Source organism: Phaeobacter sp. CAU 1743 (assembly GCF_039839315.1).
Classification (GTDB): Bacteria; Pseudomonadota; Alphaproteobacteria; order Rhodobacterales; family Rhodobacteraceae; genus Phycobacter; species Phycobacter gallaeciensis_A.
The window spans coordinates 1-20,424 of sequence record NZ_JBDOQR010000033.1; the positions used below are offsets into that span (position 1 = coordinate 1).

Here is a 20,424-nt window from a genome sequence, read left to right on the forward strand (position 1 = left end):
CCGCATTGGAAAAACACCGCGACCCACAAAATGATGCGCTGGTTGACCCGTTGGATCAAGCCGCATAACCATGAAATCCGCAGCGTCGCCCGAAACGCTTTTCAACATCGTTCGGGACATTCCCGCCTTCCTTCGAGACATGCACATGGACGCGATCCGCCCAAGGCGCCTGCGCAAGATCGGGCAGATATCCCGCCGCTTCGCGGTCGCTTATGGAATAGTGCAGCTCGAACGGGCGGCCCAGCGCATGCAGACGATGCGCCATCGCGATCATCGGGGTGACGCCGATGCCGCCGCCCATCAGGAAGGACTTCGCAGCGCCCTCCTCCAACGGGAAATGGTTGATCGGCTTGGAAATAAAGATCCGGCGCCCTTCGGTAAAGATCCGGTGCAGCAGTTTAGAGCCGCCCCGCCCGGCATCCTCGCGCAGGACACCGATCTGATACTTTGACCGGTCGGCAGGATCGCCCGACATGGAGTACTGCCGCAAGAATTCCGGCGCCACGACGATGTCGAGATGCGCTCCGGCGGTCCATTCCGGCAGGTCGCTGCCATCGGGGCTGCGGAATTCATACTTGGTGACATCGGCGCTCATCTCTTCGACCTTGGAGACGATCACCTGCAGCACGGGACTGTCCGCGTCGTTGGAATAGATGTGATCCCAGGCCCCGGTTTCCCCGCGCGCCCGGCGGGATTGATATTCTTCGGCGGTGACCATCGCCTGATAGGCCTCGATCCCGGCCTCCCGGTCCATCGGGAACGGATAGGGCCAGGGGTGCGGCGCCAGCGGCGCGGGATAGACCGCAAGAGTCTGATCCTCGTATTTCAGATCGAGATCCTTTTGCAGGCCGCGGGCATTGACCGGGTGACGAGTCGGGCGATAGCCACCGTCCTCTTCCAGCTCCAGATCCCACCACCATTTCTTGGCCAGGTTCATCTCACCATTTCCCAGCGCATCGTCCAGTTTCGCCAGCGCAGGCGCCGCCTTGGGCAGATTCATCGCCGCCCAGCGGAAGGGCTTTTCGGCAAAGATCCCCTCAAGATTCCACGGACAGGTCTTCATGCAGCGCCCGCACATGGCACCGCCCGGCGTGGTGATCCGGTAGGTGGTGCATTTCTGGCTGTCACTTTTCCAGATCTCATAGCCGTTGAACATCAGCTTGGGTCCGGCCGTGATCGCCCCCGAGGGGCATTCGCGGGCGCATTTGTTGCAGCTCTCGCAAAAGGACTGCAGGCCAAAGTCGATCGGCTTGTCATGTGCCAGCGGCATATCGGTGGTCACCACGCCGGATTTCAGGCGCGGGCCAAGGAAGGGATTGAGGATCACCTCGCCGATGCGACTGACCTCCCCCAGCCCCGACAGCAGCAAAAGCGGAGGTTGCAGGACTTCGCCATCCATTACGGTGTGTGCCTTGGCCTTGTAGCCAAGGTTGCGGATCTGCCGCGCGATCACCCCGCCCAGCAGGGAAAACCGCAGATAGGCGCGCATGGATTGCGCCACCGCGATCCAATCGTCGCCCGAGGTGCCCTCGGTGGTGTCAAAGCCCTGATCGACGATCATGCTGATGGCCTGATCATGGTCGGGCACGATGGGCGCGCCGGTGGCGTCATGGCTGTACCAGGTCCAGTCGGGGCAGCGGCTGATGCCGACCGCGTCGATCCCCAGCCAGTAACTGGCCGCCTTTACGTTGGCGGCGTTGCGCTCTGAATCCGTGGGGCGCGGTCCTCGCGCGGGTTCACCATCCTGCAAAAGGACAAAGGCCCCCAGCATCCGCCGCTGCGCCATCGATGGCGCCGCCTTGCGCGCATAGAGCCCGCCGGTCGCGGCCTTCTGATTTGCCTTGCCCATGTCGCCGAACTGGCTGCGGGCAAACATGTCGGCGCGTTTGGGAACGCGGGCCACGCGCGCCTCGTCGATATAGGTGGTCGGCGTCTCAACCCGCTTCAGGGTTTCAAAGGGATGCGGCCCATCCTTGAAATCCCGCGCCGCGAAGGGATCCCCATTCAGCGCCGAACGTTCCGAACCAAGGCCAAGCCACCATTTCGGCCCCTTGGTAGAAAGTCCCGGCTGCTGATCGTCGGGCGCCAGCGGGCGATCCATCGCAAGGTCGAAATCGGTGGTCACCACCGCAAGGCCAAAGCGATCCCCCAGATAGGGATTCTGCAAACGGGAGCCCTTCACCGTTGCCAGCCCCGCAGCCACGGCCAACTGATTAAGATCCACATCTGCAGAAGTGCCGGTATGCGCTTTTGCGTCCCAGCCCAGAAGGCGAATGTAATTGGCCAGCACCACGGCGGTTTCGCTGGCCCGCAGGCAGGCGCGATGGTGTTCCGCGTCGTGCAGCCAGTCGCAGCCATCCTCACTCGGATGCGGGTCGCGCGGCATCTCGTAAAGGAAGGTGATCGCACGGGTATGCCCGCCGATCCCACTAGGCGGCGCCTGCATGGCATCGCGCAGATCCGCCATGATCATATCAATGCCCGAGGCCAGCGTCTTGGTCTGCTTGGTCTTCAGATCATGGGCCAGCCGGTCGATATCCGGATTGCGATAGGGTTGCTGCAGATGCGCCGACTGTGGCACCGGGCCGATCCCGACCATCGCAGCATCAGCAAAATAGCCAAACGCCTTGATATGATCTGCCCGCACCTGGGGATCCTCCGGGCAGCCTGCCTGCGCCTTGTTGACCAGTCCATCCCGGATGGCATCCATCATCGCCTGATAATCGCCCATTGCGTTGATGATCGACCCCGGCAGATCCGGGCGGCTGAAGGTCAGCGGCTGAAACGGAGGCACCGCAGTGAGATCCGGCATCCTGCCCCGCGCCAGCCGCTCAAGCGGGAAAGGCCCCAGATGAACGGGCCGGTCACGAGTAGAGAAGAAGCGCATCGCCATAACACCGGATCCTGCTGTGAATGAAAAAGCTGCGCTGTCTATACCGCAGGTACAGGCCTATCGGTAGCAGCCAATATCCAATTTCACGTAAAATCCACTTAAGTCACTGAATAATTTAAGAACAATAATGAGAGACGCGCCAGGTAACGCAGCTCTCCACTTCTTATCAGGCCGACGGCCAAGCGACGGATCAGCCCGTGCGGCCGTCGAAACGGCGGACATCCACTCCGCCTTCGGTCAAGCTGGCACGCACCGCGCGGGCCAGAGACACCGCCGTCGGTGTGTCCCCGTGCAGGCAGATCGTGTCGATGGCGGTCGGGATACGCTTGCCGCTTTCGGTGATGATCGCGCCTTCCGTGACCATCTGCAGCATGCGCGGACCGGCCAGTTCCGGATCATGGATCACCGCGCCCGGCTGACTGCGATCAACCAGGGTGCCATCGTCGTTATAGGCGCGGTCCGCGAAGATCTCGCCACACCAGTTGCAGCCGAGATCCCGCACCACCTCTTCCATGGCCGTGGCCGCTAGCACCATGATGATGATGTCCGGATCCACCTCCAGTGCCGCCTGATAGCAAGCCCGCGCCATATCGTAGTCGGTGCAGGCCATGTTGGACAGGGCGCCGTGCAGTTTTAGGTGCCGCACCTCGGTGCCCAGCGCCGCCGCCATGCCACGTGCGGCGCCCAGCTGATAACGCACCAGATTGCCCAGCGTCTCATGCGGCACATGCATCCGGCGGCGGCCAAAACCCTGCAGATCCGGAAAACCGGGGTGCGCGCCGATGCCGACACCATTGTCGCGGGCCAGCCCCATGGTACGCGCCATCACATCCGGATCGCCGGCATGGAACCCACAGGCAATATTGGCAGAGGACACCACGTCCAGCAGCGCCTGATCATCGCCCATATTCCACGGGCCAAAGCTTTCGCCCATATCCGCGTTCAGATCGACAGTTTTGCTCATGTATCGCCTCCAATGGCAAAGGGGTCGGCCAAAGCAGAGACCGCACCGCTGACAAGTTGATAGGACAGAAGGTCCTGAATATCTGCGGGATCCCGCAGCAGAGGATGGCAACCGCCCGGCAAGGCGCGCAGCGCCCGGTCATATGCGTCCTGAATCTGCAACCCCTCCTCCAGCGAGACCCAGCGGAACCTTATCGACGCGCCCGCCTGCGCCTGGGCCACCTTGGGCAGATCGCAAGGCAGGACTGTCCCGATCCTCGGGTATCCGCCAGTGGTCTGGGCCTCACGCAGCAACACGAAGGGTTTACCGTCGCCGGTCATCTGCACATCACCGGGCGCGATCACTTCGGACAGGATGTTGAGCTGCCCGGCGGCCGCAAAGCCCTCCCCTTCAGACAGCATCTCAACCCCCATCCGGTTGGCCCGGCTGCCCCGGGTGAACTCTGTCTCCGCGAAGCGGTTGCGCACATCGGGTGGGAACAGCGCGCTCTGGAAACTCTCCACGATGCGTAGCTCGCCGCCCTGAAACCGGTCTTCTGCAGCAAGGGTCAGCCCCGTTTCGGCAGGCCCGTCCGATCCGGCAGGCAACAGATCACCCACGGCGACTGCCCGGCCCAGCCCAGCCGCCACATGGGCGGAGCGGGAGCCAAGCACCGGCTCCGTATCGATACCGCCCCCTAGGTGCAGATAGCCATAAACACCGCGCCGGGCCGGGCCGATGTCCAGCCGCTGTCCAGCCTCGATCCGGTGGCTGGCGTTCCACGCCAGCGCCGCCCCATCCAGCGTCGCGGCCATCGGTGCCCCGGTCAGGGCAATGCGCAGGGGCGCTGTTGCTTCGAAAGTGCCGCCCATGCCGCCCATTTCCAGCGCGGCCAGCCCCGGATCCTGCCGCAGCAAGGCAGCGCCCTCAGCCAACGCCAGCACATCGGCAGCGCCGCCGCGCGACACACCTTGATCCAGTAGACCCGGACGCCCGCCATCCTGCACCGAGGCCGCCGGGCCGATTTTCAGCACCTTCAGCGCGTTCATGCCGGGATCTCCTCTGCGATGGCGCCGCCCATGGCTGCATCACTCTCTCGCAGTTTCAGGAAATCAGCGCGCGAGACCGGTTCGAACTGCAACTCATCACCCGCCTGCAGCGCAAAGGGCGCTTCGGATTCGGGGCGGAAGATCATGAAACCCGTTTGTCCGACATGGCGCCAACCCGTCGGTGTCGCAGAAGAAAACAACACGAACTGACGGATCGCCAAGACCAGCGCCCCGCGCGGCACCATCGGCGTCAGCTCGGTCTGGCGCGGTAGATCCCATTCAGGACCCAGCGGGCCCAGATAAGGCTGCCCCGGCGCAAAGCCGATGGTCAGAACCCGCACCCGCGCCGATCCCAGACTGTCGATGGCCTGCGCCTCGCTCATCCCCGCAGCATCGGCGGCCTCTGCCAGTTGCGGCGCCAGATCGGTGCCATAGACGGTGGGGACCCGCCAGAACCTGCGCCCGGGCGGCAGCGCCTGCTGATACCAATCCCGGGTACTCAGCTCTTCCTCAAGCCGGGCCTGTAGCCTGTAATGATCAAGGATCGCGGGCTCGAAACGGATATAGACCGAGGCCAGCGAGGTTGCCGTTTCAAGCACGCCATCAAGGCCCAGCGCCTCAAGCCGCTGACGAAAGGCAAGTGTCGCCCGGTTCGAAGGCTCACTCAATGCATCGGCAAAGGTCACCAGCATCCCCGTCAGGCCGACCGTGCGGATCATTGGGAAATCCGAAGCTACGTGCGAAGTCATTCATGCCCCCTGTTTTGCGCGCAAACGTTGCGGCGCAGGGCGGGAGTGTCAACACAGCAGTTTCAATCCTCGCCGGGGATCAGGCCCCCGCGAGGGCACCCCCGCTCCCATGACAGGAGACATCTCCGTGCCAGCCAAGACAAGGCGGCGCGTGTCGATCAGAGGGTTCAGAAATCTTCCCAGCGCACAGCCTCAGCCGTGGCGGCGTTACCGACCGCGACCGGCGCGGCTGGCCTTGGCCGGGGGGCGGAAGCCTTGGCCGAGGGGCCTTTCCCAGAGCTCTCACCCTTGGTTTCCATGCCGATATCCGGACGCGTCTTGAAGGACTGCACCTCTTGCATCAGATGCGACGCATCGTTGGACAGAATCTGTGTCGCGGCCGTCGTCTGCTCCACCATGGCCGCATTCTGCTGGGTCACCTGATCCAGCTGCGAAACGCCGGCACTGATCTCGACCAGAGTGGTGGACTGCTCTGAAGCGCCGGTGGCGATCTCGGAAATGTGACCGGAGATCGTCCCCACCGCATCGACGATTCGCTTCAGTTCCTCGCCGCTGCGGCCGACCAGATCGACGCCAGTGCCGACGTTGTCCTTGCTCTCGTCGATCAGTTGTTTGATTTCACCCGCGGCCGTCGCTGACCTTTGCGCCAGCGCCCGGACCTCTGCGGCAACAACAGCAAACCCACGCCCTGCGTCTCCGGCACGGGCGGCCTCAACCCCCGCGTTCAGCGCCAGAAGGTTGGTCTGGAAGGCGATCTCGTCAATCACAGTGATGATCTTGGCGATCCGCTCGGATGAGTTTTCGATCGCGGACATGGCGCCAATGGCATCGGATACAACCCGCTCACTCTGCACGGCGACAGACTGCGTGTTGCCAACAATTTCCTCGACCTTGCGCGCGCCTTCAGCAGCAGCGCGCACGGTCGATGTCAGCTGTTCCAAAGCCGCCGCCGTCTGCTCCAGCGTGGCTGCCTGGCTTTCGGTGCGATGCGACAGATCGGTGGACGACTGACTGATCTCGGATGCGGTCTGCTCCACCGCGAAGGACACATTCTTGACCGTGTTAACGGCCTTTTCCAGCTGTTCCATGGAGCGATTGAAGGCCTTGGCGATTACCACCGTGTCTTCCGAGCTGCGTACATTGACCCGCTGACGCAGATCCCCCTCGCTCAACGCCTGAAGTCCGGCGGCAACCTCCTGCAGGGCACGACGGCGGGCTGTGACATCGGTTGCAACCTTGATGACCTTTTCGGTCACACCATCGGCACCAACCACAGGTGCATAGGTCGCCTGGATCCACACCACCGACCCATCCTTGGCAAGCCGGGGATATTGATCCGACATATTGCGCCCGGCTCGCAGCGCCGTCCAGAACTGTGCATAGTCCCCGCTTGCTGCAAATTTCGAATCCACGAACATCGCATGGTTTTTGCCGACAATCTCGTCGAGCTGGTATCCCAGCAACGAAAGAAAATTCTCGTTCGCAGAGATGATGGTTCCGTCAGCTTTGAACTGGATAACCGCCTGAGTCCGCTCGATCATATCCACGAGCACGCGATCCATTTCCGATCTTTCGGGCGCTGCCCGCGTCCTACCTTTAAAAAACACTCCAGCGCTCCGCGATGAGTTGGATTGGTTGTGTACTGAAAGCTCAAACTATCCGGAAATCTCTATCTAAACTTTAACGCTTGCAGAAAATCCGCAGTGCAAAAGAATAGCTCACGCTTCGACGGGATAGATGCCGACGGGAAAATGCGGCATGCCCGCTCCACTGCGAGAGGGCGTCTCTGCCACACCGGAAAAAAGTAAAGGGGAGAAGAGAAGCAGTGGCGGACCGAGGAGGATTCGAACCCCCGACCCCTTGATTCGTAGTCAAGTACTCTATCCAGCTGAGCTATCGGTCCACTGCTGCGGGATTTAAGGCTCCCAGACGAATGCGGATTTACCATTCGTCTAACCTGCGCCGTCCACACCATTTTCAGTGTTTCAGGTAGTGGCGGACCGAGGAGGATTCGAACCCCCGACCCCTTGATTCGTAGTCAAGTACTCTATCCAGCTGAGCTATCGGTCCACTGGTGGCGGGGTTTAATGTGACCCGCAGATAGGCGCAACCCCAAAAACGAAATTAGTTTCAGCGCACCCGCACGGGCAGGTCAGCGGCTCAAAAAGCGCCGTCTCCCTTGGGCAGGCAGATCTCAAAAACCGTGCCCTCGGGTCCAGTCTGCTTCATGTAAACTGCGCCGCCGTGACCACGCGCCAGTTCCTGCGCAATGGCAAGCCCAAGGCCACTGCCCCCCTTGCGCGCACCGCCCTGGAACGGGGTGAACAGGTTGTCCTGCGCCTTTTGAGGAAGGCCCGGCCCGGTGTCGGTGATCCGGATTGTCCAGGCGTCATCCTCTTCGCTGGCGGTGATTTTGACCTGCCCCGGCTTTCCGGTCGCAGCAATGGCCTGGCGGGCGTTGCGCACCAAGTTCATCACGATCCGGTAGAGCTGCTCCTGATCTGCCCGCACGGTCAGCCCGGCCGGGACCGCGGCCACGATCTCGACCTCTCCACCGCTGGCCGCCAGGGTCTCGCTTTCGGCGACGTCACAGGCGATCTCATGCAAGGAGACGAAAGCAAATGTTGGCGCGGGTTCTTCGGCGCGGCCAAAGGCCAGCGTGCCTTCGCACAGGGAAACGGCTCTTGTGATCGAATTCACCAGCTTGGGCGCCAGCCTGCGCACCAGTGGATCCTCGCTGGTTTCGATGCGGTCGGTGAACAGCTGCGCTGAGGTCAGGATATTGCGCAGATCGTGGCTGACCTTGGCCACCGCTCCGCCCAGCTGAGCCAGCCGTTCTTTCTGCTTCAGCGCGTGGGTCAGCTCGGTCTGCAGCTTCATCAGCGCCTCTTCGGCTTCGCGCAGTTCAGTTACGCCTGCGTTTGGCTGGATGATTCCGCGCGCATCCTCGGGCGCGGCTGCATAGCGCTGCATATAGCCCACAACGCCCTTGATCGGGCGCACCAGAAACACCCGCACCGCCATGAACAGCAAAAGCGCCGTAAAGACCGAGATCACCGCCGACAGGATCAGAATGCGAACGCCATAATCGATCATCGCCGACCGCAGGGGCGCGGTCTCCATGGTGATTTCGATCAGCAGCCCGGCATCTCGCACCGGCGCGCCAATGACCCGGATAATGCGGTTTCCGGGCGTCACCATACGCGTCATCGCATCGGAAATGAGCGTGAACGGCCCGGCCATGCGCAGATCAAAGGTGCCTTCGATCGGCTGCGGAATCGGCGAGGACAGCACCAGTTGGCGCATCTCGTCCCGGCGCAGAACCACGTTGAAGACTCCGGCATTCGCCAGAAGCTCCTTCTCCAGCTCCGAATCCAGCATGTCGTCTGCCAGAAGCGCCAGCGAAGCGAGCTGCGCCCGCTCCAGACGGTCCGACAGGTAATCCAGCCGAAACCGGGAAATGGAGGGCACGAAGATCAGCACCTCGGCCAGCATTACAAAGACCGTGGTCAGAACCAGAAATCTGCCCGACAGCGTATTCAGCATTTCGCCCCTTCCGGCTTAGGGGATCCAGCGCTGTACGAACCGGACCACGCGTTCAACCTTGGGATTATCAAATAGACGAGGAGAGAAATAGGCCCCCGCGACCCGTTTGTTAACCTCACCAATCGTCGGATAGGGCGAGACCATGGCCGCGACCTGGCTCATCTTCATATTATTGGCCAGAACAAGCGACCAGAGGTTGATCAGCTCGCCTGCCTGATGGCCGACAATCGTGACCCCCACCGGACGGCCCTTGACCACCATCGCCTTGATGAAACCCTTCGCCTTGCGCTCGGCAAGGGCGCGGTCGTTATGGCTGAAATCAAACCGCGCGATTTCCAGCTTGCTGCCGTGTTTCTTCCGCGCCTCTGCTTCGGTCAGGCCGACCTGCGCCAGTTCCGGGTCCGTATAGGTGGCCCAGGGAATATGGGCGGTCTTTGCCTTTGACGGCAGCCCGAACAGGACAGAGCGGATGATCACCCCGGCATGATATCCCGCCACATGGGTAAACTGCAGCCCCCCGGCCACGTCACCGATGGCATAAACGCGGCGATTGGTGGTGCGCAGGCTGTCATCGACCTTGATCCCCGAGCGCGTGGTCTCGATCCCCGCTACGTCCAGGTTTAGCCGCTCCGTATTGGTCTTGCGCCCGACCGCCACCAACAGATGCGTACCTTTGAAGATGCGGCCATCCTTTGCTTCAACTTCAATAGCCCCCGCCGCGCCGCGAATCTCACTAGCCAGGGCCTGTTCGGCAATCTCAACGCCTTCGGCGCGCAGGTGATCCAGCACCAGGGTTGCGGCCTCAGGATCATCCTTTGCCAGCGCGGTGTCACCTTCGATCACCGTCACCTTGCTGCCCAAACGCACATGCGCCTGCGCCATTTCAAGACCGATGGGACCACCGCCGATGATCAGCAGATGATCTGGGCGCTCGCGCAGATCAAACAGGGTCTCGTTGGTCTCGTAAGGCACCTGATCCAGCCCGGGGATTGGCGGCACCAGCGGCGACGATCCCGTGGCGATGACAATCCGCCGCGCGGTGATGACGTGATCGCCCGCCTCCACCTCGCGCGGAGAAATAAACCGCCCGAGCGCACGGATCACCCGCACCCCGAACCCTTCGAACCGCTCCTGACTGTCGACCGGTGCAATGGTGTTGATCACATCCTGAACATGATCCTTGGCCGCCGCGTAATCCGCCTGCGGCACCTGATCTGCCACCCCGAAGGCCGCGGAATGCGCGGCGCCATAGGCCGCCTTGGCGCTGGCCAGCAGCGCCTTTGAGGGCACGCAGCCGTAGTTGAGGCAATCGCCGCCCATCTTGTGCCCCTCCAGAAGGACCACATCGGCGCCCATCTGGCTGGCCCCGGCCGCGACAGACAAGCCACCTGACCCGGCACCGATGACCAGCAGATCACATTTAATACGCTGCATGATCATGCCTCCGGCGTTTTGCCTGCACCCTTGCGGCGCAGCGATTTGACGATGATTGGCATGGCCGCCAGCACACAGAGCCCCAGAATCGGGCCGATCACGTGCGGCTCCCACAGGAGCGACAGGTCGGGATCCTCGCCTCGGTCGAACACGGCGCCGACACCAACACCGATCCAGGTAAAGACGATGGCCCCGGGGATGATTCCCACCGCCGTCGTCCACAGGAAGTTTCCGAACTTTACCCCGACCATGGCGGGCAGCAGATTGGCCACGAAAAACGGTACCGCCGGAACAAGGCGTAAAAGCAGGAGCACCTCAATCTCGTTTTCCCGCAGCGCCTGTTTCAACATTTGCACGCGTCCTTCGGCGGCTTCGAAGCGGGCCGAGAGCGTTTCGCCCAGCCCCCAGCGCGCCGCCAGGAAGATGCCTGCTGCACCGATGGTGGCCGAGACCACATTGAGCGTGGTCCCGGTGGCAAGGCCGAACAGGAACCCGCCGGTCACCGAAGCAACAGCGGCGCCGGGCAGCGAAAACACGACCATGACGATGTAAACGGCCGCAAAAACCGCCGCGAGGCCGATCAGATTCTCATCACGGAACTGCAACAGCGCCTCCCGATTGTCCCGAAGCGTGTCGAAGGTAAGGTAATCCTTCAGCGTCACGGCTCCGATCACCGCGACCACAGCCACGATAATCAAAGGCAGGTGCCGCGCGATGCCCGGCTTTTTGAGGTCTGTCATCTTGCTCTCACCCATGTCTTGGCTGTTCGGCAGGGCACGGCCACCGGGGAGGTCCTCCCCCCTTGATCCGCCTGCCCCGGCGCCTTTTGCTGCTCCGGTGCATTTTTCTATGATCAATATGGCCCCGGCACGAGCCTGACGCATAGCAGTTCACGGGCGCTTGATCACCGGACATTTTTCGTGAGAAATCCACTAGTCCGCATGCGCGCCCTGTAACAATCCCACCGGTTTTCGTGACGCGACAGCGCCGCAGCCCCCCGAAATTTGACATAAATATTGCATGAGGGGACGAAAAGCGGCGAAAACACCGGCCAATGGGTTTGACTTGCCGCCCGATCCCTTCTAATCACCGGGCTTCGAGATTTGACCCCGGGAGGCGATTCCACGCCCTGCCCGTAGATACAATGTGGAGACCGGAGCGATGAAACGCACCTATCAGCCTTCGAACCTGGTTCGCAAACGCCGCCACGGCTTCCGTGCGCGCATGGCCACCAAGGCAGGCCGCAAGATCCTGAACGCACGCCGCGCACGTGGCCGGAAAGAGCTGAGCGCATAAACCGCGCTCACTGCTTGATCCGCGTTGACGGTATGACACCGCCGAAGGCCCCCAAAGACGGCTCTGCCGACGACCGGGACACGCCTTCGGCGGTTTCCGTTTGTCCAGACGGCGCCGAATCCCCGCAAGGGATCGAGGTGTTGACCAAGCGCCGCGAGTTTCTTGCGGCGGCGCGCGCGCGTCGTCAGGGCAGCAAGGGCATGATGGTCCAGGGTCGCAACCGCCGGGATACCGGCGGCATTCGCGTTGGCTTCACCTGTTCAAAAAAGGTCGGCAATGCCGTTGCCCGCAACCGGGCCAAACGCCGACTGCGCGAGGTGGCTCGGATGATTCTGCCCAGTCACGGTCGCCCCGGCTGGGATTACGTGCTCATTGGCCGCGCCAATGAAACCGCCCAGCGCCCGTTCGAAGAGCTGAAGCGCGACCTGATCTACGCCCTGAAGAAGATTCACGGCTGATCCTGTCTGCGGGGCCTTCCCCGGGCCCAACCTGCTTCCTATCTTGATCAACATGACCTTCTTTGCCCGCATCCTTGCCCTGCCCGTGCGCGCCTATCGGCTGATCTTCAGTCCCTGGGTCGGTTTTAACTGCCGGTATCAACCCACCTGCTCGGCCTATGCGCTGGAATCGCTGGAAAAACACGGCGCGGTAAAGGGAACATGGCTGACCCTGCGGCGAATCGGCCGCTGCCATCCCTTGGGCGGAGATGGCTACGATCCGGTCCCGGGCAGCGATCCAGAGCACGAGACCGAACAAAAGAGCAAGTCACAGGGTTAAGGGGCTGCTATTCCCCACCCAGTACCCACAACAGGCACTCTCGGCTCAAAACCTTGTGCCCCGCTTTTTTCTTGGCAAAGCCGTTTTGACAGGCTACGGGGCCGTCATGCTTGATGATGATCTGGACGAAATCCATCCGCTCTTTGCCGGTGCGCCCTCCACCACCGAATTCAAGAAGCTGCGCAAACGCATAGTCCGCTATGCCCGCGAAGCGATTGATCAATACGGCATGGTGGAACGACGCACGGACGGCACCACGCCGCGCTGGCTGGTCTGCCTGTCCGGCGGCAAGGACAGCTACACCCTGCTTGCGGTTCTATATGAACTGAAATGGCGTGGGCTGTTGCCGGTGGACCTTCTGGCCTGCAATCTGGATCAGGGTCAGCCCGGTTTTCCGGCAACGGTTCTGCCGGAATTCCTTGAAAAGATGGGCGTTCCGCATCGCATCGAATATCAAGACACCTACAGTATCGTCGTCGACAAGGTGCCACAGGGGCGGACCTATTGCGCCCTGTGCTCCCGCCTGCGCCGGGGTAATCTTTATAGGATCGCGCGCGAGGAAGGCTGCTCCGCAGTTGTGCTGGGGCACCACCGCGATGACATCCTTGAGACGTTCTTCATGAACCTGTTTCATGGCGGGCGACTGGCCACCATGCCGCCTAAGCTGGTCAATGAAGAGGGCGACCTCTTCCTGTTTCGCCCCCTGGCCCATGTGGCCGAGGCGGATTGCGAGAAATTTGCCAAGGCGATGAACTACCCGATCATCCCCTGCGACCTGTGCGGAAGCCAGGACGGCCTGCAACGCCAGCAGGTCAAACAGATCCTGGATCAGTGGGAATCAAACAGTCCCGGGCGCCGTCAGGTTATGTTCCGGGCCCTGATGAATGCACGTCCTTCGCATCTTCTTGACCCGAAACTGTTCGATTTTGTAGGGTTGAGCGTGAAAAACCCATCAGAAACAGAAGATTTGGACAAGATTCCCGTATTGCGTTAACTCCGCAGTCAGAAGCGGATCATAGTCTTTGCATGCACCCCTGTGCAGAAGGTGAAAGGTCCGCTCATGCCAAAACTCAATTCAGGTCTGCTGACGCACATCCGGAGAAAGATCGCTCCTGCGTTGTTCACGCCTCCTGTCTTGGCGTTTCTGCCTGCCCTGACACTGGCGACCTTCTGGATTGGTGGCGAGGCTGCGCTGCTTTGGGTGGCCCTCGGCCTTCCCATTCTCTTCGCGGCCCTTGGCGGTTTTGACCGCTCACGCAATCGCGGCACACCCCGGGATAGCATCACCGGCATGATGCTGCGCGAAGGGTTCGAACTGGGTGTGCGCGACGTGTTCGAGGATACCTCTGATACCGGGCTGCGCTCGGTGATCTACATCATCGAAATCGACGATTACAAAAACGTGGTGGATCGCTACGGTCAGGAAGCCGGCGATCAGATCATGCAGCGTTGCGGCGACCGCATCGCCAGCACCCTGCGCAATAAGGATATCGTGGCACGGATCGGCGACAGCAAATTCGGTATCTGCCTGACGCCCGTGTTGCAGCTGGACCTGGAATCCTGCGTGCAGCTGTCCGGCCGCATGCAGGCCTCGGTCGAAGAACCGATCTCACTTGATGGCACATCGGTTTATATCTCCTGCTCCATCGGGTTCTGCCTGCGCAGCCGTGCGCCGGGCACCAAACCTTCCGACTGGGTCGCTGCCGCCGCCACCGCGCTGGCCGAGGCGCAGCAAAATGGCCCCTCGGGCATCCGGGTCTATTCCGCAGATATCTATCACCGCACCAAAGCGCGCTGTAATCTGCGCGACGAAGTTGCCGAGGCGCTGGAAACCGGTCAGATCATGCCCTGGTTCCAGCCCCAGATCTCAACGGATACCGGACGAGTGTCCGGGTTTGAGGCGCTGGCCCGCTGGATGCATCCGGTCCGCGGCCTGATCCCGCCGCATACTTTCCTGCCAGCGCTGGAAGAGGCCGGGCTGATGGAGCGATTGAGCCAGGTCATGCTGTTCCACTCTCTCACCGCCATCAAGGCATGGGACGCGGCTGGTGTGGAGGTTCCCTCTGTCGGGGTGAACTTTGCCACCCAGGAGCTGCGCAACCCCGGCCTTGCCGACAATATCCGCTGGGAACTGGAACGCTTTGGCCTGTCGTCGGACCGCCTGTCGGTCGAAATTCTGGAAACCGTCATGACGGACCAGCCCGACGATGTGGTGACCCGTAATATCGCAGCGCTGAGCGCCATGGGCTGCCGGATTGAGCTGGATGATTTCGGTACCGGCCATGCCTCGATCTCGGCGGTGCGGCGCTTCAATATCTCCCGGATCAAGATCGACCGCTCTTTCGTGATGAAATCGGACCGCGATCCGGAGCAGCAGAAACTGATTGCCGCGATCCTGACCATGGCCGAACGTCTGGACCTGGAAACCCTGGCCGAAGGCGTCGAAACCGTGGGCGAGCACGCGCTGCTGTCGCAACTGGGCTGTGACCATGTTCAGGGCTTTGGCATCGGCCGCCCGATGCCCTTTGACCAGACTCTGGACTGGATCACCGCGCATCAGTCCAAACTGCAGGACGCACCGGCCATTGGACGGCAAAACCCCTGATTTTTTGGATTTCCCGGCGCCGGGGGCGGAATGCCGCCCCTGTTTTCCCGGATTCCGCTTGACCTTTGGGGTCCACCTCTGTTGAACCACACCCTGTCATTCCATGCACGAGGTGGCGGTCCCCAATGGACGATCAGAACAAGAATCTCATTCTCGCAACAGCACTCAGTTTCCTGGTGATCCTTGGGTGGTACAGCTTTTTCCCGCCGCCGGAACCGGAGCCTGCTCCGGAAACCGTGGCGAATGAAACGGCTCCTGCGGGAGACACGGCAGCTGCGCCCGGCGCAGCCCAGCCCGATACCGCAGTCAGCACCCAGCCCAGCGAAGAGGCCCAGGCCCCCGACGCTCCGCGCCTGACCATCGATACCCCGCGCCTGGCGGGCAGTATCTCGCTTCAGGGTGGGCGGATCGATGATTTGGCGCTGAAAGACTACCACGTCGAGCTGGCAGAGGACTCTGACATCGTGCGGGTCCTGTCCCCGGTGGGCGAGGACAATGCCTTTTACGCGCTTTATGGCTGGGCACCGGGCACCGGGCTTGGCTTTGACGATGTTCCGGGCGCCAATACCGTCTGGTCTGCGGACGAAGGCCAGGTTCTGGCACCGGACAGCCCGGTGACCCTGACCTGGGACAACGGCAAGGGCCTGACCTTTACCCGTACCGTCGCAGTGGATGAGGATTACCTGTTCTCGGTCACCCAATCGGTTCAGAACGCCACCGGCGCCACCGTGGCCCTGGCACCCTATGGCACCCTGGCGCGTCACGGCGAACCTGCGAATCTGAAAAACTTCTTCATCCTGCACGAAGGCGTCGTCGGCATGGCCGACGGAGAGCTGGCGGAAATCGATTATGGTGACATGGCCGATTTCGACCCCGATCCGCGTGATGGATCGCGCGCCGAGGTCAAGCAGGTCGAATCCAACGGCTGGCTCGGCTTCACCGACCACTACTGGATGTCCACGCTGATTCCCGAACCCGGTCAGGGCTTCCGCTCGATCGCGAAATACGACGAGCGGCGCGAAATCTACCAGACCGACGTCGTGCTGCCGACCGCGACCCTCGCCGATGGCGAAAGCAGCGAAGTCACCACCATGCTGTTTTCCGGCGCCAAGGAATGGGCGACCATCCGTGGCTACCAAAAAGACGGCATCGAAGGCTTCCTCGACAGCATCGACTGGGGCTGGTTCTTCTTCCTGACCAAACCGATCTTTGCCGTCCTGCACTGGCTGCACGCGATGATCGGCAACATGGGCTGGTCCATTATCGGCCTCACCATCTTCATCAAGATCCTGGTCTTCCCGCTGGCATATAAATCCTATGCCTCGATGGCGAAGATGAAGGAACTTCAGCCGCAGATGGAAAAGCTGAAAGAGCGCGCAGGCGACGACCGTCAGAAGCTCCAGAAAGAGATGATGGAGCTCTATAAGAAGGAAAAGGTGAACCCCGCTGCGGGCTGCCTGCCGATCCTGATCCAGATCCCGATCTTCTTCTCGCTCTACAAGGTGATCTTCGTCACGCTGGAACTGCGGCACGCGGCCTTCTTTGGTCCCTTCCAGGACCTCAGCGCGCCCGATCCGACCTCGCTGATGAACCTCTTCGGCCTGCTGCCGTTCTCTGGCCCCGAGCCCGGAACCATCTTTGCCACCGTGTTCATCGGGATCCTGCCCATCCTTCTGGGTGTGTCCATGTGGCTGCAGCAGAAACTGAATCCGGCGCCCACCGATCCGACGCAAAAGATGATCTTTGCCTGGATGCCTTGGGTGTTCATGTTCATGCTTGGCGGTTTTGCTTCGGGTCTGGTGGTTTACTGGATTGCGAACAACACCATCACCTTTACGCAGCAGTATCTGATCATGCGCAGCCACGGGTATAAACCGGACGTGTTTGGCAATATCAAATCCAGCATGAAACGCGCCCCCAAGACGGAAGACAAATGACAGACACCGTTACAGAAATCTGGCGCCACCCGGTCAAATCACACGGCCGGGAAGCGCTGGAAACGGTAACACTGACCGCCGGGCAGACCATGCCCGGCGATCGTGTTTGGGCGGTGGCGCATGAGGCCTCTACCGCCGATGGCAGCGCATGGGTGCCCTGTTCCAATTTCAGCCGTGGCGCCAAGGCGCCGCAACTGATGGCGATTGATGCCAGCTACGACGAGGCCACCGGCCACGTCACGTTGCGCCATCCCAGCCGGGGCGAACTGACCTTTGATCCCGACGCCGCAGAGGACCTGCCCCGGTTTCTTGATTGGGTGGCCCCGCTGATGCCTGCAGAGCGCGCCGCCTCGGCGCGTATCGTTCGGGTGCCGGGGCGTGGCATGACAGACACCGATTTCCCCTCGGTGTCGCTGTGCAACCTTGCCTCGCACCGCGCGGTCGAGGCGGCGATCGGTCATGAGCTGTCGCCACAACGCTGGCGCGGCAACATCTGGTTCGATCTGGGCACGCCCTGGGCCGAGAACGAATGGCTGGGCCGTGAGGTGCAGATCGGGGAAGCGGTCTTTGCGGGGCGCGAACGCACCCGCCGCTGCATGGCGACAACCGCCAACCCGGCCACCGGCGAACGCGATGCCGAAACGCTGAATACCCTGAACAGTGCCTTTGGCCATCAGGATTTTTCAGTCTATGCAGAGGTCGTGCGCGGCGGAACTATCCGCCTTGGCGATCTGGTAAAGGTGCTCTGATGCAAATGCAATTTTCCCTGGCCGAAGCGCCGGACGAGGCAACCGCCGAAAAGGGCCGCAAACTCTTTGCTGGCCAGTCCGAATTCCTGAAAGGCGTGGTCGCCATGTCGGGCCTGCCCGAAGCCGACCGGGTCGAGGTCTGCTTTGCCGGCCGCTCCAACGTAGGCAAATCCAGCCTGATCAATGCGCTGACCGGCACCAAGGGGCTGGCGCGTGCCTCCAACACCCCAGGCCGCACGCAAGAGATCAACTATTTCACCCAAGGTCCCGATCTCTACCTCGTCGACCTGCCGGGCTATGGCTATGCCAATGCACCGCTGGCGGTGGTCGAAAAATGGCAGAAACTGCTGAAACGCTATCTCAGCGGGCGTCAAACCCTGCGCCGCGCCTTTGTGCTGATCGACAGCCGCCACGGCATCAAGAAGGTCGACGACGAGATCATGGCGCTGCTGGACAGTGCTGCGGTCACCTTCCAATGCGTGATGACCAAGGCCGACAAGGTCAAGGCGAAGGATCTGGACAAGGTGATGGAACAGGTGCGTGGTGCCCTGTCCAAACACCCGGCGGCCTATCCTGAAATCGTGATGACCTCATCGGAAAAGGGCGAGGGAATCGCCACGCTGCGCTCAATCATCTCTGGTATTGATTAAACCGTTCGGCGCCCGTCAGACGTGCTGGGCGCCGTTCACCTCGATCTCCGCTCCGGAGATATATGAGCTGCCTTCAGAGCAGAGGAAGTAGATCGCAGAGGCGACTTCCTCGGGCTGGCCCAGACGCTGCATCGGCAGTTTTTCCACGATATGTTCGGTCCCCGGTGACAGGATTGCCGTTTCCACCTCTCCCGGCGCGATGGCATTAACCCGCACGCCGAGCGGGCCGAAGTCATGCGCCATCTCCCGCGTCAGTGCTGCCAAGGCTGCTTTTGACGTGGCATAGGCCGCCCCAGCGAAGGGATGCACCCGGCTGCCCGCGATTGAGGTCACGTTGACCACGGAGCCCTTGGCGGCTGCCAGTTCATCCTTCAACCCCCGCGCCAGCACCACCGAGGCAAAGAAATTGACGTGGAACACCTTGCCCCATGTCATCAGATCAGTGTCGAGCGTGTTCAGCCGTTCGCCATCCGGCCCTTTGGGGGAAATCCCCGCATTATTCACCAGTGCATCCAGCCGCCCGTTCAGACGCTCCTGAATGACCCCCACGGCATTAATGGTGTCCGAGGGGTCCGACAGGTCCAGTTGCACGTGATTCTCTTCGCCACCGCCCCAGGGGCATTCCTGCGGAAACGGGTGGCGGGAACAGGTGATCACCCGCCAGCCTTCGGCATTGAAATGCCGCACGGTGGCATGGCCAATGCCGCGGCTGGCTCCGGTCAGCAAAAGGGTCTTCTGGCTCATTGGGTGGGTTCCGGTCTGAGGGCTCTACGGCCTGACCCTATCATTCCCGCATCGCGCTGCAACGGCGCACTTGGCACAGAGCGCAGAACCGCGTAACACCACTTGCCAGAGGGACCCAGCCATGAAGAAGCAAGATATGAACCGCGATTGGATTGCAACCGCCGAGACACTGTCCAGCGCCCTGCCCTATATGCAGCGCTATGACGGTGCCATCGTCGTGATCAAGCTCGGCGGACACGCCATGGGCAGCGACGAGGCCATGGAAACCTTTGCCCGCGATATCGTGCTGATGCGACAGGTCGGAGTGAACCCGGTCATCGTGCATGGCGGCGGTCCAATGATCAACGCAATGCTGGACAAGCTTCAGATCAAGTCCGAGTTCGTCAACGGCAAGCGGGTCACCGACAAGGCCACGATGGAAGTGGTCGAAATGGTCCTGTCCGGTCTGGTCAACAAACGCATCGTGCAGGCGATCAATGCACAGGGCGGTATGGGTGTTGGCCTGTCAGGCAAGGATGCGGATCTGATCACCTGCGAAGAGACCAACCCGGATCTGGGATTCGTCGGCACACCGGTAGAAATGAATCCGGCGGTGCTGCACCACCTGTTCGAGAATGACATCATTCCTGTCATCGCTCCGATCGGCGCGGGCCGCAACGGCGAGACTTTCAACATCAACGGCGACACCGCCGCCGGGGCGATTGCCGAATCCCTCAACGCCGATCGCCTGCTGCTGCTGACGGATGTCTCTGGCGTGAAAAACGCCAGCGGCGAAGTGGTTACCGAGCTGAAGGCCGCCGATGTCGAGGAAATGACAAAGGCAGGCGTCATCGCAGGCGGCATGATCCCGAAGACGGAAACCGCCCTGTCAGCGGTCCGAAACGGTGTCCGGGCCTGCACCATCGTCGATGGACGGGTGCCGAATGCAGTGCTGCTGGAGCTGTTCACCGATCATGGCGCCGGGTCGATGATCCGGGCCTGACCCGCACGGGTGACATCAAGACAGTATTGAAACCGCCCCTCCCCCGGGCGGTTTTTCTTTGGGATCACGG

At 61.6% G+C, this 20,424-nt stretch carries 18 protein-coding genes and 2 tRNA genes; 9 read left to right on the forward strand and 11 right to left on the reverse strand.

Annotated elements, in window-relative coordinates; all coding sequences use genetic code 11:
• Window positions 1-55: 55 nt before the first annotated feature.
• The 10 genes from AAFO90_RS13685 to AAFO90_RS13730 form a co-directional block, all read right to left on the reverse strand.
• Window positions 56-2,893, reverse strand: a complete 2,838-nt coding sequence (locus AAFO90_RS13685; RefSeq protein WP_347509743.1) for a reductive dehalogenase domain-containing protein — start codon at window positions 2,891-2,893, stop codon at window positions 56-58.
• Window positions 2,894-3,083: 190 nt separating this feature from the next.
• Window positions 3,084-3,857 carry a 5-oxoprolinase subunit PxpA gene (locus AAFO90_RS13690; RefSeq protein ID WP_274831113.1) on the reverse strand — a complete coding sequence of 258 codons (774 nt, stop codon included), beginning with the start codon at window positions 3,855-3,857 and terminating at the stop codon, window positions 3,084-3,086.
• Window positions 3,854-4,885 carry a biotin-dependent carboxyltransferase family protein gene (locus tag AAFO90_RS13695; RefSeq protein WP_347509744.1) on the reverse strand — a complete coding sequence of 344 codons (1,032 nt, stop codon included), beginning with the start codon at window positions 4,883-4,885 and terminating at the stop codon, window positions 3,854-3,856. The genes AAFO90_RS13690 and AAFO90_RS13695 overlap by 4 nt, the downstream gene beginning before the upstream one ends.
• Entirely contained in the window at window positions 4,882-5,634 is a 753-nt protein-coding gene (locus tag AAFO90_RS13700; RefSeq protein WP_347509745.1) for an allophanate hydrolase subunit 1, read from the reverse strand. The genes AAFO90_RS13695 and AAFO90_RS13700 overlap by 4 nt, the downstream gene beginning before the upstream one ends.
• 167 nt (window positions 5,635-5,801) lie before the next feature.
• Window positions 5,802-7,196 (reverse strand): PAS domain-containing methyl-accepting chemotaxis protein, encoded by a 1,395-nt coding sequence (locus AAFO90_RS13705; RefSeq protein ID WP_065271422.1) that lies wholly within the window; start codon window positions 7,194-7,196, stop codon window positions 5,802-5,804.
• Window positions 7,197-7,460: 264 nt separating this feature from the next.
• A tRNA-Arg gene (locus AAFO90_RS13710) sits at window positions 7,461-7,537 on the reverse strand.
• Window positions 7,538-7,627: 90 nt separating this feature from the next.
• A tRNA-Arg gene (locus AAFO90_RS13715) sits at window positions 7,628-7,704 on the reverse strand.
• 90 nt (window positions 7,705-7,794) lie between these two features.
• Window positions 7,795-9,180 (reverse strand): HAMP domain-containing sensor histidine kinase, encoded by a 1,386-nt coding sequence (locus AAFO90_RS13720; RefSeq protein WP_347509746.1) that lies wholly within the window; start codon window positions 9,178-9,180, stop codon window positions 7,795-7,797.
• 15 nt (window positions 9,181-9,195) lie between these two features.
• Window positions 9,196-10,614: an FAD-dependent oxidoreductase gene (locus tag AAFO90_RS13725; protein ID WP_347509747.1), complete on the reverse strand. Its 1,419-nt coding sequence runs from the start codon at window positions 10,612-10,614 to the stop codon at window positions 9,196-9,198.
• Between the two features lie 2 nt (window positions 10,615-10,616).
• Window positions 10,617-11,354, reverse strand: coding sequence for a VTT domain-containing protein (locus AAFO90_RS13730; RefSeq protein ID WP_335645307.1), 738 nt, complete (start codon window positions 11,352-11,354; stop codon window positions 10,617-10,619).
• Window positions 11,355-11,775: 421 nt separating this feature from the next.
• On the opposite strand from AAFO90_RS13730, the gene rpmH reads away from it, so the two are divergent.
• From rpmH to yihA, 8 genes are all read left to right on the forward strand, one after another.
• A complete protein-coding gene (gene rpmH / locus AAFO90_RS13735; RefSeq protein ID WP_008554144.1) occupies window positions 11,776-11,910 on the forward strand; it encodes a 50S ribosomal protein L34 in 135 nt (44 codons plus the stop codon).
• A gap of 32 nt (window positions 11,911-11,942) precedes the next feature.
• Window positions 11,943-12,368 (forward strand): ribonuclease P protein component, encoded by a 426-nt coding sequence (gene rnpA / locus AAFO90_RS13740; RefSeq protein WP_065271426.1) that lies wholly within the window; start codon window positions 11,943-11,945, stop codon window positions 12,366-12,368.
• A gap of 52 nt (window positions 12,369-12,420) precedes the next feature.
• Window positions 12,421-12,687: a membrane protein insertion efficiency factor YidD gene (yidD, locus tag AAFO90_RS13745; protein WP_274830395.1), complete on the forward strand. Its 267-nt coding sequence runs from the start codon at window positions 12,421-12,423 to the stop codon at window positions 12,685-12,687.
• Between the two features lie 106 nt (window positions 12,688-12,793).
• Window positions 12,794-13,681, forward strand: a complete 888-nt coding sequence (ttcA, locus tag AAFO90_RS13750) for a tRNA 2-thiocytidine(32) synthetase TtcA (RefSeq protein ID WP_065271428.1) — start codon at window positions 12,794-12,796, stop codon at window positions 13,679-13,681.
• Between the two features lie 66 nt (window positions 13,682-13,747).
• Window positions 13,748-15,292 (forward strand): bifunctional diguanylate cyclase/phosphodiesterase, encoded by a 1,545-nt coding sequence (locus AAFO90_RS13755; RefSeq protein ID WP_065273587.1) that lies wholly within the window; start codon window positions 13,748-13,750, stop codon window positions 15,290-15,292.
• 125 nt (window positions 15,293-15,417) lie between these two features.
• Window positions 15,418-17,229, forward strand: a complete 1,812-nt coding sequence (gene yidC, locus AAFO90_RS13760) for a membrane protein insertase YidC (protein ID WP_347509748.1) — start codon at window positions 15,418-15,420, stop codon at window positions 17,227-17,229.
• The gene (locus AAFO90_RS13765; RefSeq protein WP_347509749.1) at window positions 17,226-17,978 is read left to right on the forward strand and encodes an MOSC N-terminal beta barrel domain-containing protein; all 753 of its coding nucleotides are present in this window, start codon (window positions 17,226-17,228) and stop codon (window positions 17,976-17,978) included. Before yidC ends, AAFO90_RS13765 begins: the two co-directional genes overlap by 4 nt.
• Entirely contained in the window at window positions 17,978-18,628 is a 651-nt protein-coding gene (gene yihA, locus AAFO90_RS13770) for a ribosome biogenesis GTP-binding protein YihA/YsxC (protein ID WP_274836224.1), read from the forward strand. The genes AAFO90_RS13765 and yihA overlap by 1 nt, the downstream gene beginning before the upstream one ends.
• A gap of 15 nt (window positions 18,629-18,643) precedes the next feature.
• Here the strand turns inward: yihA and AAFO90_RS13775 are convergent, their stop codons facing one another.
• Window positions 18,644-19,372 (reverse strand): SDR family oxidoreductase, encoded by a 729-nt coding sequence (locus AAFO90_RS13775; RefSeq protein WP_065271432.1) that lies wholly within the window; start codon window positions 19,370-19,372, stop codon window positions 18,644-18,646.
• A 121-nt stretch (window positions 19,373-19,493) separates the two neighbouring features.
• Between AAFO90_RS13775 and argB the strand changes: the two genes are divergently transcribed.
• Window positions 19,494-20,354 (forward strand): acetylglutamate kinase, encoded by an 861-nt coding sequence (gene argB / locus AAFO90_RS13780; RefSeq protein WP_065271433.1) that lies wholly within the window; start codon window positions 19,494-19,496, stop codon window positions 20,352-20,354.
• Window positions 20,355-20,424 lie beyond the last annotated feature (70 nt).

Bases quoted from the DNA above. Each gene is read 5' to 3' on its own strand.
- AAFO90_RS13685 (WP_347509743.1), bottom strand. From the start codon at position 2,893: ATGGCGATGCGCTTCTTCTCTACTCGTGACCGGCCCGTTCATCTGGGG.
- AAFO90_RS13690 (WP_274831113.1), bottom strand. From the start codon at position 3,857: ATGAGCAAAACTGTCGATCTGAACGCGGATATGGGCGAAAGCTTTGGC.
- AAFO90_RS13695 (WP_347509744.1), bottom strand. From the start codon at position 4,885: ATGAACGCGCTGAAGGTGCTGAAAATCGGCCCGGCGGCCTCGGTGCAG.
- AAFO90_RS13700 (WP_347509745.1), bottom strand. From the start codon at position 5,634: ATGACTTCGCACGTAGCTTCGGATTTCCCAATGATCCGCACGGTCGGC.
- AAFO90_RS13705 (WP_065271422.1), bottom strand. From the start codon at position 7,196: ATGGATCGCGTGCTCGTGGATATGATCGAGCGGACTCAGGCGGTTATC.
- AAFO90_RS13720 (WP_347509746.1), bottom strand. From the start codon at position 9,180: ATGCTGAATACGCTGTCGGGCAGATTTCTGGTTCTGACCACGGTCTTT.
- AAFO90_RS13725 (WP_347509747.1), bottom strand. From the start codon at position 10,614: ATGCAGCGTATTAAATGTGATCTGCTGGTCATCGGTGCCGGGTCAGGT.
- AAFO90_RS13730 (WP_335645307.1), bottom strand. From the start codon at position 11,354: ATGACAGACCTCAAAAAGCCGGGCATCGCGCGGCACCTGCCTTTGATT.
- rpmH (WP_008554144.1), top strand. From the start codon at position 11,776: ATGAAACGCACCTATCAGCCTTCGAACCTGGTTCGCAAACGCCGCCAC.
- rnpA (WP_065271426.1), top strand. From the start codon at position 11,943: ATGACACCGCCGAAGGCCCCCAAAGACGGCTCTGCCGACGACCGGGAC.
- yidD (WP_274830395.1), top strand. From the start codon at position 12,421: ATGACCTTCTTTGCCCGCATCCTTGCCCTGCCCGTGCGCGCCTATCGG.
- ttcA (WP_065271428.1), top strand. From the start codon at position 12,794: ATGCTTGATGATGATCTGGACGAAATCCATCCGCTCTTTGCCGGTGCG.
- AAFO90_RS13755 (WP_065273587.1), top strand. From the start codon at position 13,748: ATGCCAAAACTCAATTCAGGTCTGCTGACGCACATCCGGAGAAAGATC.
- yidC (WP_347509748.1), top strand. From the start codon at position 15,418: ATGGACGATCAGAACAAGAATCTCATTCTCGCAACAGCACTCAGTTTC.
- AAFO90_RS13765 (WP_347509749.1), top strand. From the start codon at position 17,226: ATGACAGACACCGTTACAGAAATCTGGCGCCACCCGGTCAAATCACAC.
- yihA (WP_274836224.1), top strand. From the start codon at position 17,978: ATGCAAATGCAATTTTCCCTGGCCGAAGCGCCGGACGAGGCAACCGCC.
- AAFO90_RS13775 (WP_065271432.1), bottom strand. From the start codon at position 19,372: ATGAGCCAGAAGACCCTTTTGCTGACCGGAGCCAGCCGCGGCATTGGC.
- argB (WP_065271433.1), top strand. From the start codon at position 19,494: ATGAAGAAGCAAGATATGAACCGCGATTGGATTGCAACCGCCGAGACA.